The sequence below is a fragment of the Occallatibacter savannae genome (assembly GCF_003131205.1).
GTDB lineage: Bacteria > Acidobacteriota > Terriglobia > Terriglobales > Acidobacteriaceae > Telmatobacter > Telmatobacter savannae.
Genome location: NZ_QFFY01000002.1, coordinates 724649 through 740897, shown reverse-complemented (window position 1 = coordinate 740897; position 16249 = coordinate 724649). Strand labels below are relative to the sequence as shown.

Annotated in this window: 7 protein-coding genes and 1 tRNA gene; 6 read left to right on the top strand and 2 right to left on the bottom strand. The window is 59.2% G+C overall.

The features are described 5' to 3' along the window. The first annotated feature begins 12 nt into the window (after window positions 1–12). Complete coding sequence (locus tag DHV10_RS10595; protein WP_109486302.1) at window positions 13–3426, top strand: DUF5107 domain-containing protein; 3414 nt, start codon at window positions 13–15, stop codon at window positions 3424–3426. Window positions 3427–3428: 2 nt separating this feature from the next. Then, window positions 3429–4841 carry a sugar porter family MFS transporter gene (locus tag DHV10_RS10590; protein WP_109486301.1) on the top strand — a complete coding sequence of 471 codons (1413 nt, stop codon included), beginning with the start codon at window positions 3429–3431 and terminating at the stop codon, window positions 4839–4841. Window positions 4842–5363: 522 nt separating this feature from the next. Here DHV10_RS10590 and DHV10_RS10585 read toward each other — a convergent pair. Then, window positions 5364–5451: transfer RNA gene (locus tag DHV10_RS10585), tRNA-Leu, on the bottom strand. A gap of 266 nt (window positions 5452–5717) precedes the next feature. Here DHV10_RS10585 and purL point away from each other — a divergent pair. Continuing rightward, window positions 5718–8165: a phosphoribosylformylglycinamidine synthase subunit PurL gene (gene purL, locus DHV10_RS10580; protein WP_162601415.1), complete on the top strand. Its 2448-nt coding sequence runs from the start codon at window positions 5718–5720 to the stop codon at window positions 8163–8165. Continuing rightward, on the top strand, window positions 8165–9676 hold the full coding sequence (gene purF, locus DHV10_RS10575; RefSeq protein ID WP_109486299.1) for an amidophosphoribosyltransferase: 1512 nt from the start codon (window positions 8165–8167) through the stop codon (window positions 9674–9676). The genes purL and purF overlap by 1 nt, the downstream gene beginning before the upstream one ends. 50 nt (window positions 9677–9726) lie before the next feature. On the opposite strand, the gene DHV10_RS10570 is transcribed toward purF, so the two are convergent. Continuing rightward, entirely contained in the window at window positions 9727–11091 is a 1365-nt protein-coding gene (locus tag DHV10_RS10570) for an MFS transporter (protein ID WP_109486298.1), read from the bottom strand. Between the two features lie 169 nt (window positions 11092–11260). On the opposite strand from DHV10_RS10570, the gene DHV10_RS10565 reads away from it, so the two are divergent. Both DHV10_RS10565 and fusA read left to right on the top strand, forming a co-directional pair. Beyond that, window positions 11261–13288 (top strand): spermidine synthase, encoded by a 2028-nt coding sequence (locus DHV10_RS10565; RefSeq protein ID WP_109486542.1) that lies wholly within the window; start codon window positions 11261–11263, stop codon window positions 13286–13288. A gap of 382 nt (window positions 13289–13670) precedes the next feature. Continuing rightward, window positions 13671–15821, top strand: coding sequence for an elongation factor G (gene fusA, locus DHV10_RS10555; RefSeq protein WP_109486296.1), 2151 nt, complete (start codon window positions 13671–13673; stop codon window positions 15819–15821). The last annotated feature ends 428 nt before the right edge of the window (window positions 15822–16249 follow it).

Sequence of the window (16249 nt, the reverse complement as noted above, 5' to 3'; positions counted from 1 at the left end):
TCCGGAGCCCCGATGCCGACCAAATCTTCAGCAGCAGAAAATGCCCCATCTTCGCAATACCTGCTGCTGCCTGATGCTCCTCCAGAGCAGTCCGGTTCAGTGAAAGCTTGGGAGCAGGAGGTCGAGATCCTCACCTACGCCCCAGCTCAGCCGGATCGAAACCCAATGTTCCTCGAAAGACGCGTCTACCAGGGCAGCAGCGGTAAGGTATACCCGCTCCCATTTATCGATCGCATCGCAACCGAACCCACACCGAAATCATGGAAAGCCGTCCATATCGAAAACGAGTATCTGCGCCTCATGATTCTTCCCGAGATCGGTGGGCGCATTCACATCGGATACGACAAAACCAGCGGCTACGATTTCTTCTACCGCCAGAACGTGATAAAGCCGGCGCTCGTGGGACTTGCAGGCCCGTGGATCTCGGGCGGCGTCGAGTTCAACTGGCCGCAGCACCACAGGCCGGCTACCTTCATGCCCGTCTCAACCGAGATCGATCGCTCCATTGACGGCTCAATTACTGTCTGGTGCAGCGATCACGATCCCATCCATCGCATGAAAGGTATGCATGGCATCTGCCTTCATCCAGGCCGCGCGATATGCGAACTGAAGGTCCGCCTCTTCAACCGCATCCCCTTCACGCAAACCTTCCTATGGTGGGCCAACGTAGCCACACGTGTACACGAGATGTACCAGTCTTTCTTCCCCGCTGACATCAGCTTCGTTGCAGATCACGCCAAGCGCGCTGTGACTTCATTCCCTCTTAGCAACGGAACGTATTACGGCGTTGCATACGATGAGCGGGCCCGAAACGGCGTTCCCGCCGATGAAGCGCCGAGCGACTTCGTCCCGGACGGTAGTTATCCTGCCAACGATCTAAGTTGGTATGCGAACATACCCGTTCCCACCAGCTACATGATCACGGGCACCGAGCAGGACTTCTTCGGCGGCTACGATCACAAAGCCCATGCAGGGGTCGTGCACGTCGCTGATCACCACATCTCGCCGGGCAAAAAGCAATGGACATGGGGCAATCACGACTTCGGCTACGCTTGGGATCGTAATCTCACCGACCACGATGGCCCGTACATCGAGTTGATGGCCGGCGTCTACACGGACAATCAGCCGGACTTCTCCTACCTGGCTCCCTGGGAGACCAAAACTTTCACTCAGAATTGGTTCCCGATTCATGGCATCGGAAAACCAATAGCAGCCAATAGAAACGCGGCCCTGAGCGTTCTCATTGAGCGCGGAACATTACGTATCGGCGTCTTCGTTACAGCTCCGGTGGACAACGCAACGATGATTCTCAAACTCGACGGCACAGAAACCGCCCGCTGGAATAGAAACATCTCTGTCGCACAGCCGGCAATCATGGAAGCTCGGCACGCACCCGTGCACAACGGATCCCCAATCGCCGTTGCCGTCTACGCAGGATCGCGGCTCCTTATCGAGTACGACTCCGCAAAGGTCCGCCCCGCATCGGCGCCTGTCGTCGCAAGCGAACCAAAGCTGCCTCAAGAAGTTGAGAGCGTCGAGGAACTCTACCTCATTGGGCTCCACCTCGAGCAATATCGCCACGCAACGCGAATGCCCGAAGCCTACTGGGTGGAGGGCCTCCGTCGTGATCCTGGTGAATCACGCATCCTCAACGCAATGGGCCTCTGGCATCTTCGCCGCGGCGAGTTCGAGAACGCGGCTCAACACTTCCAGTCCGCCATCGCCCGCCTCACCGCTCTTAATCCGAATCCCCGGGAGGGCGAATCATTCTATAGTCTTGGACTCGCCTGCCGTTATCAGGGCCGGAATAAAGAAGCCTACGACGCCTTCTACAAAGCAACATGGAACGCAGCCTGGCGCGCGCCCGCTTACCTGGCCCTCGCCGAATGCGACTGCGACAATCAGGATTGGGTAAGAGCAATCGACCACCTCCAGCGTAGCCTGCGCGCCGACGCTGACAACCTGAACGCTTGCAACCTCCTGAGCCTCGCCCTGCGAAAGTCAGGCCACTCCGCAATAGCCGACCTTCTCCTCGACGAAGCCCTCGCGCTCGACCCCATGGACATCGCCGCTCGTTGGCAAAAGGGCGTCCCGCCTGCCAATAATCAGGAGCACCTTGATCTTGCCTTCGATTTCATCCGCGCGGGACTGCACGAAGAAGCCTGCCTCGCACTCGAAGCAGCGGATCAAAATGCGCAGGACGGAACGCTTCCGATCGTCCTCTTCACTCTCGCCAGAGTTCAGGAGAAACTTGCAGACTCGCGCGCCGTGCAGACAATGGAACGGGCCGCCACTGCCTCAGTCGACTACTGCTTCCCAAGCCGCCTCGATGAAATGATCGTGCTCCGGTGGGCTCTCGCCAAATCCGCCGCGAAATGGACTCCCTCTTATCTGCTCGGCAACCTGCTCTACGACAAGCGGCGTTACGACGAAGCGATTCAGCATTGGGAAGCCTCAGCCCGCGAGAACCCCTCCTTGCCCACCGTCCATCGCAATCTCGGCATCGCTTACTTCAACGTCCAACACGATCCTCAGCGCGCATTGGAGAGCTTCGAGACTGCATTCGTCGCAAACCCGAGTGACGCGCGCGTCCTCTACGAACGCGACCAGCTCTGGAAAAGAACGGGACGGCCCCCTCAGCAGCGCCTCGATGAATTGCTTCGCTATCCCGCGCTCGTCGACTCACGTGACGACCTGTCCGTTGAAGTCGCCACTCTCTTCAACCATCTTGGCCAGCCCGGAATGGCCTTGCATCTTCTGCTCAGCCGGCGCTTTCAGCCGTGGGAGGGCGGCGAGGGCCTCGCACTCGCTCAGTTCGTGCGCGCGCACCTGCTACTGGGGCGCCTCTCGCTCGACAGCGGTAACTGCGAAGCAGCACGCAATCATTTCCTGGCAGCGCTACAGCCGCCGCACAACCTCGGCGAAGCGAAGCACCTGCTTGCCAACCAGAGTGACATCTACTTTTGGCTTGGCGAGTCCTATCACCGCGGCGGTGATCTAGCACAAGCGCGGACGTGGTGGCTCCGCGCAGCCAAGCAAAAAGGCGACTTCCAGCAGATGTCAGTGCACGAAATCTCGGACATGACTTTTTGGACCGGTCTTGCTCTCGATCGCCTGGGCAGAAATAGAGAAGCTCAATATCTCTTCACCCGCATCCACGACTCCTCTCTGAAACTCGAAGCGACGGAACCGAAAATCGACTACTTCGCTACGTCACTCCCCGCGATGCTGCTCTTCTATGAAGACCTCGTCCAGCGCAATCACCTTGATGCCATGTTCCTTCGCGCGCAAGCTTTGGCTGGCCTGGGCCATCGGTCCGAATCGCAATCCCTGCTCCAGCAAGTGCTCAACCTCGATCGCAGTCACGGTCGAGCGTCTGACCTCCTGAATCAGTCCGGGCTTCGCAACACCGGAGTCGCGGGCTGACGATGCAAGTGACTCCCGTTACGCCGATCTCGCTTCCCTCGTCCCAACCTGAGATTCATCTTCGGTACGTCTGGACCATCGCATTCATCGCCGCCCTCGGTGGACTGCTCTTCGGCTACGACTGGGTCGTCATCGGCGGCGCAAAGCCCTTCTACGAGGCCTACTTCCACCTCACCTCGGAAGCTCTCGTCGGCTGGGCAAACAGCTGCGCCTTGCTCGGCTGCTTCGCCGGATCGCTTCTGGCCGGCCCCGCGGCCGATCGCTTCGGGCGCAAAAAGCTGCTCGTCTTCTCGGCCCTTCTCTTCGCCATCTCCTCTATCTTCACGGGATGGGCACACGCCTTCTCCACATTCATCTCGTGGCGCATTATTGGCGGAGTCGCCATAGGACTCGCCTCCAACGTCTCTCCGATGTACATCGCAGAAATCAGCCCGGCCCAATGGCGAGGCCGTCTCGTCAGCCTCAATCAGCTCGCAATCGTCATCGGCATCCTCGCAGCCCAGCTCATCAACTGGCGTATCGCCGAAGATGTCCCAGGCGGAATCGTGATCGTGGCCTCGTGGAATGCCCAGTACAGCTGGCGCTGGATGTTTACTGCAGTAGCAATCCCCGCGGTCCTATTCCTGTGTTCGGCACCGTTCATTCCGGAAAGCCCGCGCTGGCTCATCGCGCGGGCTAACGCACAAGACGCTCTCGAGGTACTGCGAAAGATCGGTGGCCAGCATTACGCGAAATCAGAGTTGACTGCCGTCCAGAATTCGCTGTCAGTTCCTCATGAGAACGCCGGCTGGCGAGAGATGCTCTCCGGCCACGGTCGCAAGCTTCTCGCTATCGGAGCAGCCCTCGCCGTTCTCCAGCAGTGGAGCGGCATCAACATCCTCTTCAACTACGCGCAAGAGGTCTATCGCACCGCGGGATACGGCGTGAGCGAGATCCTTTTCAACATCGTCATCACCGGAGCTATCAACCTTATCTTCACCGTCATCGCTATGCTGCTCGTCGATCGCTTTGGCCGCAGGAAGCTCATGATCTTCGGCTGCTTGGCCATCGGCGCGGCGCACCTCGCAGCCAGCTTGGCGTATCGCTCGCACGCGAAGGGTGCATGGGTTCTCGTTCTCACGCTATGCGCCATCGCGTTCTACGCGACGTCGCTCGCACCCGTAACCTGGGTTCTCGTCACCGAAATTTTCCCCAACCGGATGCGCGCATCCGCTGTATCGACTTCAATTGCAGTGTTGTGGGTGGCATCCTTCCTTCTTACTTACACCTTTCCGATGCTGGACGCCGCGATTGGTACATCCGGAACCTTTCTGTGCTACGCCGGCATCTGTTTCGCGGGCAGCATCTTCGTATTCACGGCTGTGCCGGAAACGAACGGCCGGTCCCTTGAAGATTTGGAGATTACCTTGCCGTAGATAGTCAGCCTCACGCAGAAGCAGAGCCGCTTGTCGCGCAGGGAGGCTGAAAAGACGCAAGATCCGAGACCGTGGATTGATTTGTCCTCCGCGAATGCGACTGCCTCTCCTATGTGCTTCCTGGCCTCGGGAAATGTCCTCTTATCAGAGGTCAGAGCATCTCCGCCTCTTCCGTTGCTTAACCAATGCCAAGTTGCGTGCTGCGTCATGCCGAACTTTGATCAGACTCAGGTGCGGGGGGCGACAGAACTCACCTGAACACTCCGACGGTTCTCGAGTTTTCGCTCAAACGTCGCGCTCTGTGACGCAAATTCCAAAGCCACGAGAGATGCCTGACCGAGCCTCGGCGATCATCAGTCCAATTATGAAGAAAGGCTAGAAGCGATCGAGTAAGTGGCCGCGGATCGATTCACCGATGCCAGGAGGGGAAACTTAGACACACTCTGGGCGGAAATTAGGCACGATTCAGGCACGAACGATTTATGACTTTGCCAATGAGTTGATTATGAATAGGTTTAAGGCTGGTGCCGGGAGGGGGGGTCGAACCCCCATGACCGCAAGGGTCGGCGGATTTTGAGTCCGCTGCGTCTGCCAGTTCCGCCATCCCGGCCGGGGTGGGGATACAGGTAAAGTATCGCACAGGCGCATGTTGGAGGCTAATCAATGACGCCTCGTGGCTAAACGACGCAATGCCAGTTCAGGGCGCCCTAGAAGTTCCTCGAATACGATAACGGAGGCGCCTCCACTCTCCTCGGGGTGGTCGGCTGATTCTGAAAATTGTGGGCTCAGGGAAACCTCAGGACTGAGGTGCCTCCTTTCCTGAATGCATACGTTCAGGACGGGCATACATCCCATGCGACAATGGAGGCAATCGTGATGACTACTGCCTCTTCTGCTGTCGTTCCCGATCCAGTCGTGGTCACCCCGGAGTTGCTGGCTCAGCACAGCATCACCCCGGACGAGTACGAGCGGATCCTGACGGCACTGGGACGCGTCCCTTCCCTCACCGAGCTTGGCATATACAGCGTGATGTGGAGCGAGCACTGCTCATACAAGTCGAGCCGTGTGCATTTGAAACGCCTTCCGACGAAGAGCGATCGGGTCGTCCAAGGCCCTGGAGAGAACGCCGGCATTATCGACGTGGGCGACGGCTGGGCCTGTGCCTTCAAGATCGAAAGCCACAATCATCCCAGTTACATAGAGCCGCATCAGGGTGCGGCGACAGGCGTGGGCGGGATCCTGCGGGACATCTTCACGATGGGTGCGCGGCCACTGGCCGTGATGGACTCACTGCGCTTCGGGCCAGTCTTTCCGGAGGCTGGCACGGAGCCGGAGCTCGTTCAGAAGAACCACTCCATTGTGGAAGGCGTGGTGGACGGCATTGCGAGCTACGGCAACTGTTTCGGCGTGCCGAATCTCGGCGGGGAGACGAAGTTTGAGCCCTGCTACAGCGGAAACCCGCTGGTGAACGCCTTTGCACTGGGACTAGTTCGCAAGGACGAGATCTTCTATGGCAAGGCCACGGGCACTGGCAACCCGGTCATATATGTAGGAGCAAAAACAGGGCGTGACGGTATCCACGGTGCCACGATGGCCAGCGAGGAGTTCAAGGAAGGCTCTGAGCAGAAGCGGCCGAACGTACAGGTCGGCGATCCTTTCATGGAGAAGCTGTTGCTCGAAGCCTGCCTCGAGGCGATGAAGACTGGCGCGATCGTCGGCATTCAGGACATGGGCGCGGCCGGGCTGACCTGCTCAACGTGCGAGATGGGCGCGCGCGGAGGCGTAGGACTCGATGTAGAACTCGATCTTGTTCCGCAGCGTGAAACTGGGATGAGCGCCTACGAGATCATGCTCTCCGAAAGCCAGGAGCGCATGCTTCTCGTCGCCGAGAAGGGGCGCGAGGACGAGGTGCTCAAGGTCTTCGCGAAATGGGGTCTGGACGCTGTGATCGTCGGCACGGTCCGGCCGGAATCGCGCCTTCGCATCCGGCACCATGGAGAACTGGTGGCCGACATTCCGAATCAGTCGCTGACGGATGACGCACCGTTGTATCGGCGGCCCGTAGGAACATGGAAGCCGCCCGTGGAGCTGGAACCATCGGAGCGGGTATCCGCTGAGCTGGCGAAGGATCGCGATCTTACGGCCGATTTGAAGACGCTGCTGGTGAGCGCGAACATAGCGTCGAAACGCTGGGTGCACGAGCAATATGACTCGATGGTGCAGACCAACACTGTCCTCGGGCCGGGCGGCGAAGCCGGTGTGATGCGCATCAAGGGAACCGGCGAAGCTGACCATGAGCGCGGTCTCGGCATGGCACTGGATGGTAACGGCCGCTGGTGCTATCTCGATCCGAAACTCGGAGCGAAGCACGCTGTGGCCGAGGCCTCGCGGAAAGTAGCCTGTGTCGGGGCGACTCCCGTCGCTGCCACCAACTGCCTGAACTTCGGCAATCCCGAGAAGCCAGAGATAATGGCGCAGCTCTCGGCGGCGATCGACGGCATCGCCGAGGCATGCACCGCACTCGGCACTCCGATCACGGGCGGAAACGTCTCGCTCTATAACGAGACCAAGGGCGAGGGGATCTATCCAACACCAGTGCTGGGGATTGTCGGCATCTTGGACGATGTGACCAAGGCCGTGCCGGCTGCGTTCCAGCGCTCAGGCGATGCGATTCTGCTGTTGTGGCCGGTGCCGCGTGGCGAAGAGCCAAAGCCTGAAATGAAGGTGCCGTTCCAACCCGAGCCAATGCGCTACTACCCGGTGGAGACCCAAGCAGAGCCTGTGCCTGACGCAGATCCAGAAGCGCCGGACGCGACCGCAGCACAGAATGTGTCCGCATTTGGCAGCTCGGAATATGCCAAGGCCGTACTCGGGCAGCTATGGGGCACGCCGCCATCGCTTGACCTGGAAGCGGAAGCTGATTTGCAAAGACTGCTTGTCACTTTGTCGAACCGGGAGCTGATTCGCTCAGCTCGCGATGTATCGGACGGAGGCATCGCCACGGCCCTCGCTCAGGCCAGCTTTGAGAAGGGCATTGGGGCCAAAGTCGATCAGGAGCCGGCGCTCATGACCCATCCGCTGTTCGGACTGTTTGCGGAGCCGGCATCGCTGGTAGTTGTGAGCACAGTGCATGAGAACATCTCCGAAATTGAAGAAGTGGCAAATCGCTTCAACTATTTCTGCTCGCGCCTGGGCACGACGGGCGGCGACAGACTCGAGATCTCGGTCTATGGAGACGTCTTGATTTCAGCTTCGATTTCTGAGTTGCGCGGGCACTGGGCAAAGTCTCTGGAAGCAGCACTCCACAATGAGGTCACGGCATAATGACGAGCCGCTTGATGTACCAGGGGGTCCCCGGTGTTGCTGACACAGCACAAGCGGAAATCCAGCATGCCACTCCTCCAGGTGGTTTGATCGACAGCGATCCGAAGCTGCGCGAAGAATGCGGCGTAGTCGCCATTAATGGACATCCGGATGCCGCGAAGATGGCGTACCTCGGTCTCTACGCCCTGCAGCATCGGGGACAGGAATCCGCGGGTATCGCAACGGCAGATGGGCAGCATCTTGCCAACATAAAGGGTATGGGCCTCGTCTCCGAGATCTTCACGGATGATGTGCTGCACAAGCTGCCAGGTATGATGGCAATCGGGCACACGCGCTACTCGACAACAGGTGACTCAGCGCTGCTGAATGCGCAGCCGATCCGGGTCGAGTCTACAAAGGGTCTGATCGCAATCGCCCACAACGGCAATCTGGTGAATCTGGGGACGGTTCGCGCCAAGCTTGAACGCGACGGCGCCTATTTCCAGACCACTTCGGACTCTGAAATCATTGTCCAGCTCATCGCCCACTCGCGTGCCGGAACTCTGGTCGACGCGATCGCGGATTCACTTGGTCAGGTGGAGGGGGCGTTTTCGATTGTGATGATGACGCGCGATCGCATCTTCGCGGCACGCGATCCTCGCGGCTTCCGTCCGCTCTCAATCGGGCGCATTCGCAATCAAGACGGTCCTGACACTATCGTCATTGCTTCCGAGAGCTGCGCATTCGATCTGCTCCGTGCCGAGTACGAACGCGATGTACTACCGGGTGAGCTGGTAATGATCACGGAGGATGGCCTAACCAGCCGGCAGTATGCGAGCGGGGTTCAGCAGTCGAGTTGCATCTTCGAGCATGTGTACTTCGCCCGCCCCGATAGCAGGATCTATGGACGCTGGGTCCAGGAGAGCCGCGATCAGATGGGTCGCCAGCTCGCCCGTGAGTCTGGAGTTCCAGCGGACGTGATCGTACCAGTGCCGGACTCGGGAGTAACCGCGGCTCTGGGCTACGCGGAGGAGAGCGGGATTCCGTTCCGTCTTGGCCTCATCCGCAACCATTATGTGGGGCGCACGTTCATTGAGCCGGAACAGCGGGTACGCGACTTCGGTGTAAGGCTGAAGCTGAACCCGGTGCGCAATCTGCTTGCAGGCAAGCGGGTTGTCCTGATCGACGACTCGATCATCCGCGGAACGACGAGCCGCAAAATCGTACGGATGGTCCGCGGTGCGGGCGCAAAGGAAGTGCATCTGCGCATCAGCTGTCCGCCGACAATCTCGCCGTGCTTCTACGGTGTGGATACGCCGCGCAAGCAAGAATTGATCGCAGCCAACCAGACCATCGAGGAGATTCGACGGTTCATTGAAGCCGATACGCTGGCTTATCTCTCGCTTGACGGCTTATTGAAGAGCTGCGATGGGGGCGAGGGAAATGGCTACTGCGTCGCGTGCTATACGGGCAACTACCCGACTGCGTGGGTAGATGTGGACGAGATCTTGCCGGCAACAGCGAACGCCTGATTCGCGATCCATGTGAGATTCCGTCGAACAAGTTCGCAGTCCGCGAAATCCTATGCCGTCTCGTTGGCGAGATCCGGTCGCGCTGCCGACAGCCGTCCTTTGGCCAGGCTGCGAGTAAGAATGAACATCACGAGCGCTGCAGTAAGACCGGGAACGACCAGTCCGCGCAGACCGAAGTTGTAGTTGCCCGTCGCGTCCTTCATCCTTCCCATCCAGTACGGGCCAATGAAACCGCTGAACATGGTGATGGTGTTCATGGCGGCAATGCCCGCGGCTGCCGCGCGCCCTGCAAGGAACTGGGTCGGAACAGCCAAGGCAGGCGCCTGAAGAGCCATGAACGCGACAAAGCTCGTTCCGAGCGCGAGAACCACGAGCCATCCCGGACCTCCGTAGCTCGCGACGAAGTAGCCCATCGCCATCACGCAGCATGGCACACTGCAGTGCAGAGCGCGATCGCCGGTCCTGTCCGAGTTCGATCCCCCAAACAGCATCGCGGCTGCTCCGAAAATTCCGAAGCAAGACATGAGCAATCCGACCTTCCCGACACTCAAGCCAGTGGCAGCCTGCAAGATTGCCGGGCCGGAAAAGTAGAAGCCGTAGTTGCAGGTGAGTGCCGAGAGGAAGAACAGCCCGATCATCCAGACCTTCGGTGAAAGCAGGGCACGCAGAATGCCTGCCTCATGTCCTATGTGTGCGTGGGAGTAATCTACTTCCAGCTGTCTTCGGAGCCATGCTTTCTCATCGGCAGTGAGCCAGGGAGCTCTCTCTGGACTGTCTGGGAGTGCCCTCAGAACTACAACGCTGAATAGCGCCGCCGGTAGTCCCTCCAGTAGGAAAAGCCACTGCCATCCAGCGAGGCCGAGTTCTCCCTGCAGCCCCATCAGCCATCCGGCAACGGAGCCCATCAGCACGGTACTCAGCGGCAGCGCTACATAGAACCTGCTCACCGCGCGGGCACGGATCTTTGCCGGAAACCACAGCGTCAGGTAGTAGAGCACCCCAGGAAAGAATCCCGCCTCGGAGATTCCGAGCAACAGGCGAACCGCATAGAACTCGAGCGGCGTTCGCACGAACATCATCGCAGCCGCGAGCAAGCCCCACGTCAGCATGATGCGCGCCAGCCAGCGGCGCGGGCCGAAGCGCAGGAGCAGCAGGTTCGATGGGACCTCGCACAGCGCGTATCCGATGAAGAAGAGCCCTGCTCCGACACCGTATACCGTCGCGCTGAAATGAAGATCGCTATTCATTCGTAACGAAGCGAAGCTGATGTTAATGCGATCCATGTAGGCCATTCCATAGCCGATCGCAATGAGCGGGAGCAGGCGGACATCGGCTTTGCGCTGGGCTCGAGCGCCGATCTCAATCTCGGAAGCGCCAAGGGCAGGTTCGTCGGATATAGCTCTCGAGATCGACATTCAGATTTCCTCCTGACAGTAGACGAGGCCGGAAGGGAAATGCGGCAGGGGTGTATGGCAATCTAACACAATCGCACTCAAGCTAAGCAAGCAAACTCGTTATGCGGATCATCGGGTTGAGGCGATGATTGAAAATGAGAATGATGATCAAGTCGCCTCAGAGGTTCGCATGACCGGGTCGCGCTGGCTGTTCGCGACAGCGGTTTTTCTCGGCGCGTTCTTGCTGTTTATGGTGGAGCCGATTGCCGCGAAGCAGCTCGTTCCCGTGCTGGGCGGGTCGGCGGCCGTCTGGATCACCTGCCTCGTCTTCTTCCAGACAGCGCTCCTCTGCGCCTACCTGTACGCGCACTGGACGGCGCGGCGACCGCGCTGGAAGATGTACTCCGGGCTGCTGCTAGCAGGACTGGCGACGGCGGTTGCCTGGTGCACGCGAAGTGCAGTGACCGGCGGCGTATCGAATCACCCGATCCTGGCTGTGTTCGGGGTTCTTGCGAGCACAATCGGGCTTCCTTTTCTCGCGCTCGGCACAACCAGTCCGCTGATGCAGGTGTGGTGGCCGCGCCTCCACGGGTCGGCAATTCCCTACAGGTTGTTTGCGCTCTCCAATCTTGCCTCACTGCTCGCACTCGCAGCCTATCCGGCCCTCATAGAACCTCATCTGACGTTGCGTGCACAGCGCATCGCCTGGTGCTGCGGCTTCGCGGTCTTCGCCGCACTGGTGAGCATCATCGCGGGGCGAGCGCGGTCGGCAGATGTTAGCTCGGCACAAGCAGACGATACGAATGTCGAGGACGCAGCTCCGGCGCCGCTTGCGCAGAAGGCTCTTTGGGTACTTCTACCCATGGGTGCAGCGATGCAGTTGAGCGCCGTGACCAGCTACCTGACGGCGAACGTCGCGGCTATACCTCTGCTGTGGGTGCTGCCTTTAGGCGTATACCTCCTGACAATCATCCTGACATTCGAGTTTCCGCGGGCGCTTCCGCGGAGCGTCGTGGCCCGCTTCCTAATCCTGATGCTGGCAAGTCTTGGTTATGCCTTCACCAAACAAGACGCGGAGTGGCCGCTGCGTATCAGCATTGGTTTCTTTCTGATGGAGACGTTCGCTTCCTGCCTCTTCTGCCACAGCGAGGCCTATCGGCTCCGGCCGCGGCGAAGTTCAGAGACGACTGAGTTCTATCTGCTGTTTGCAGCGGGAGGCGCGCTGGGATCATTCCTGATCGGCATCGCGTTCCCATTGCTGTTTCGGTTCAATATGGATCTGGTGATCACCTGCTGCTTCACAGCCTTCCTCGCGTTTCTCGTCACATGGCAGGACGGCTGGAATTCGAGGCTTCTCTGGGGTGTCGGCACGATCATCATGACGGTGCAGGTCTTCTGGATCGCGACGGTAAATGCGCGCAACACCCAGGTGGCGGTACGCAACTTCTACGGCGCACTCCGCGTGAAGCAGAACTTCGGTTATCCGGGAGCTATTCTTCGCACCCTGACCAACGGAAATGTCGAACACGGGACCGAGATCTTCGGCACTGATGCGCAGCGGCATACACCGACGACGTATTACGCGGAGAATTCAGGAGTCGGTTTTGCACTTCGGTTCTGTTGCGGCGATCGGCCCAGAAAGGTCGGCGTGATCGGACTCGGCGCCGGAACCGTGGCTGCATACGGACGGCCAGGAGATCGCATTCAGTTCTACGAAATCAACCCTGCCGTCGAGCCGATTGCGCGAAACGTCTTTACCTATATTCGGGATTCCGGCGCTCAGGTGTCGGTGATCACGGGCGATGCGCGGACTTCGCTAACAACGGAGCCGCCGCAGCGGTTTGATGTGCTTGTGGTGGATGCGTTCTCGGGGGACGCAATTCCGCTACATCTGCTCACGACAGAAGCGCTTGCACTCTACAGGCGTCATCTCGCACCGGGCGGAATCATTGCGTTCCACATTTCCAACCGGCACGTCGATCTCGAGCCCCCCATCGCGTTGCTGGCTGCCTCGGCGGGCATGCAGGCGAGACACGTTTATAGCCTCGCCAACGAACCCCGGGGGGAATACACGTCAACATGGATGCTGGTGACGGATAACGCAGCGTTCTTCCAGCAGCCGGAGCTCGTGTCTCATGCGTTCGACCCGGAAACGCTTCCGGGGCTGCGCCCCTGGACCGACGATTTCTCGAGCCTTCTGCCGGTTCTGCACTGGTAGGGAATCGCTTCAGAGCCGGATTCCTCCCGAAGTTACCAGTCCGCGAGCTTAGGCTAAGAGCTAGAACGTGTAATTCAAGTCACAGGACGTTCATACTCCTGCTGTGATAGCATCCGCTTCTCAAAGCTAGACGCCCGGCGGCTTCCCGATAATTCCCGGAATCCGCCGCGCGCCTGCCGGAGACTCTCCGCATGGACGAGGAAGACGGCAGACTGGGCCCTCGAGCCCAGAAATCCGGACGCGTTGACGTCCTTCGGGACGCCCTGATGACGTCCCTGTGTCGCACTCCCAAACACTTTCAATGGGCGCAGCCGATCTCGGAGTCCAACTTCGGGCCGAAGGTCTTCGCCCTTAAAGACCCAAACAAAAGTGAGGTAATGCCATGAAAACGTACCAGGGAAGTGAGATCCGCAACGTAGCTGTAGTGGGGCATGCGCAGAGCGGCAAGACTTCGTTGATTGCCGGACTGCTGCATGCCGCGAAGATGACACCGACACAAGGGCGCGTGAACGACGGCTCAGCCGTGACCGCGTATGACGAAGAGGAAGTTGCCCGCGGCACAACCATGTCGAATGCGGTGGCGTTTGCCGAGTGGCAGGGCGTGAAGATCAATTTTGTTGATACTCCCGGCTTTCATATGTTCACCCACGAAGCGAAAGCAGCGTTGCTGCCGGTCGAAGCGGCCTGCGTGGTGGTGAACGCACAGAATGGCGTCGAGCCGGTGACGGAACGAGTCTGGAAATGTGCCGAAGAGGCGAATATTCCGCGCTTTGTGGTCATCAACCAGATGGACCACCCGAAGGCGGGCGGCGGAAACGGCCTGAGCGCGCTGATTGAAGATCTGCACGAACGCTGGGGAAGGACCTGCGTTCCGGTGCAGTTGCCGATCTCCGATGCTGGCGGATTTCATGGAGTCGTTGACCTGGTGACAATGGAAGCGTTCCATTACTCGCCGAACGGCGATGGGCACGGGAAGATCACGGGTGAGATACCGGCCAGCATTGCGCAACAGGCTAAAGAGGCGCATGAGGCGCTGGTTGAGTTGGTTGCGGAAGGCAAGGACGAGTTGATGGAGGAGTTCTTTGCCGAGGGGACAATTCCCGAGCAGCATCTGATCACCGCGCTGCACGAAGCGATCCGCGAAGACAGGATCTTCCCCGTGCTGTTTGCCAGCGGCGGAACGAACGTTGCTACCGATCATCTGCTCGACTTCATCAAGGTGTATGCGCCTGCGCCGACCGAGCGCCCGCCGCTCCCGGTGAAATCCGCAGCGATGCAGGCTGTTGCAGCAAACGGAAGCGCGGCTGATTCGGCCTCAGGCGGCACATCCTTCCGCAAGGTCGACGATTCGGAGCCGGTCGCGGTCGTTGTTTTTAAGACAATGAGCGATCCATTCGCGGGCCGCATCACCTTCTTCAAGGTCGTCAGCGGATGCGTGAAAAACGACGCGACACTCGAGAACTATACACGCCGGAGCCAGGAGCGCTTCTCGCACCTGAGCGTGATGCAGGGACGTAAAGCTGTCGAAGTCGCAGAACTTCATGCGGGCGATCTGGGCGCAGTTGCCAAGCTCAAAGACACGCTGACCGGCGACACGCTTGGCGTCAAAGGAGCCGATATTCAGGTTGAGCTTGCGGCCATGCCCGAACCGGCAATGACCTACGCGATCGAGCCCAAGACGCGCGGCGACGAAGACAAGCTCGCGCCCGCGATTCACAAGCTGATGGAAGAGGATCTGCTGATCCGCTTTTATCGTGATCCGCAAACAAACGAATTCCTGATCGCCGGCGCAGGACAGCCGCACATCGAGACGATCGTTTCGCGGTTGAAAAAGCGCTATCACGCTGAGGTCACGTTGAAGGCTCCGAAGGTTCCTTATCGCGAGACCATTCGCGGGAAGGCCGACGCACAGGGCCGGCACAAAAAACAATCCGGCGGTCACGGACAGTTCGGCGATTGCAAAATTCGCATGGAGCCAATGCCTAGGGGCGGTGGTTTCGAATTCGCCAGTGAAGTGTTCGGGGGTGCGATTCCGCGCAACTTCATTCCGGCCATCGAGAAAGGAATCGTGGAGACTGCGGCTCGCGGATATCTCGCGGGCTATCCGGTCGTCGATTTCAAAGTCGTCGTCTACGATGGCAGCTATCACGATGTCGATTCAAACGAACTCTCCTTCAAGAAAGCCGGCCGCCTCGCCTTCCGCAAGGCGATGGAGTCGGCAAAACCGTGCCTGCTTGAGCCGATCATGAAGATCGCTGTTGAAGCGCCGGACGAATTTGCCGGAGCGTTGATGGGCGATCTGAACGGACGCCGCGGCCGGGTGCAGGGCATGGAGACACGCGGACGCACGACGATCATCAACGCCGAGGTACCGATGGCCGAGATGCTCACCTACGGAACTCAGCTCACCTCAATGACCCAGGGCAAGGGCAGCTACCGGATGGAGATGGATCACTACGATGTGGTTCCACAACTCGTAGCCGAAAAGATCCTAGCCAACGCCAAGCGGCCGGTTGAGGAGGAAGAGGAGTAAGTCAGTTCGTAGTTCTTAGTTCGTAGCTGACAGATGCAGAGCCCGGCGCGATCTTGCGTCGGGCTTCTGTTGTCATTAGGCGGTGCTTGTCACTTTTCGCTGGAATCGAGAGTCGATTCCGGGATATAGTCTGGACACCCGCCGGTCCCGCCGGCCTATGGAGGAAACAGTGTTTCAGCCTGTCATCGTCCGAATTCGACCTAATCGCTGAACATTGCCTCGGGTTTTTCCCTTCTTTTTGATCCCGAGGTCAGATCCAGACCTGGGGTGATTCTGCAAAGCAGAACTTATGCGATTAAACCCCTTCGCTCACGCTTGGGATTGTCTCGCAGCGCTCGGCCCGCGTGGGCTAAAGCCCTGATTGAACGGACCGGGATAGCGGCTCGACTGAAGTCGTGCCCTTTCAAAGCCGCACCTGGACAGTTCTT

Coding starts and splice junctions, on each gene's coding strand:
- DHV10_RS10570 (WP_109486298.1), bottom strand. CDS start 11,091: ATGTCGATCTCGAGAGCTATATCCGACGAACCTGCCCTTGGCGCTTCC.
- DHV10_RS10565 (WP_109486542.1), top strand. CDS start 11,261: ATGACCGGGTCGCGCTGGCTGTTCGCGACAGCGGTTTTTCTCGGCGCG.
- DHV10_RS10590 (WP_109486301.1), top strand. CDS start 3,429: ATGCAAGTGACTCCCGTTACGCCGATCTCGCTTCCCTCGTCCCAACCT.
- purL (WP_162601415.1), top strand. CDS start 5,718: ATGACTACTGCCTCTTCTGCTGTCGTTCCCGATCCAGTCGTGGTCACC.
- purF (WP_109486299.1), top strand. CDS start 8,165: ATGACGAGCCGCTTGATGTACCAGGGGGTCCCCGGTGTTGCTGACACA.
- DHV10_RS10595 (WP_109486302.1), top strand. CDS start 13: ATGCCGACCAAATCTTCAGCAGCAGAAAATGCCCCATCTTCGCAATAC.
- fusA (WP_109486296.1), top strand. CDS start 13,671: ATGAAAACGTACCAGGGAAGTGAGATCCGCAACGTAGCTGTAGTGGGG.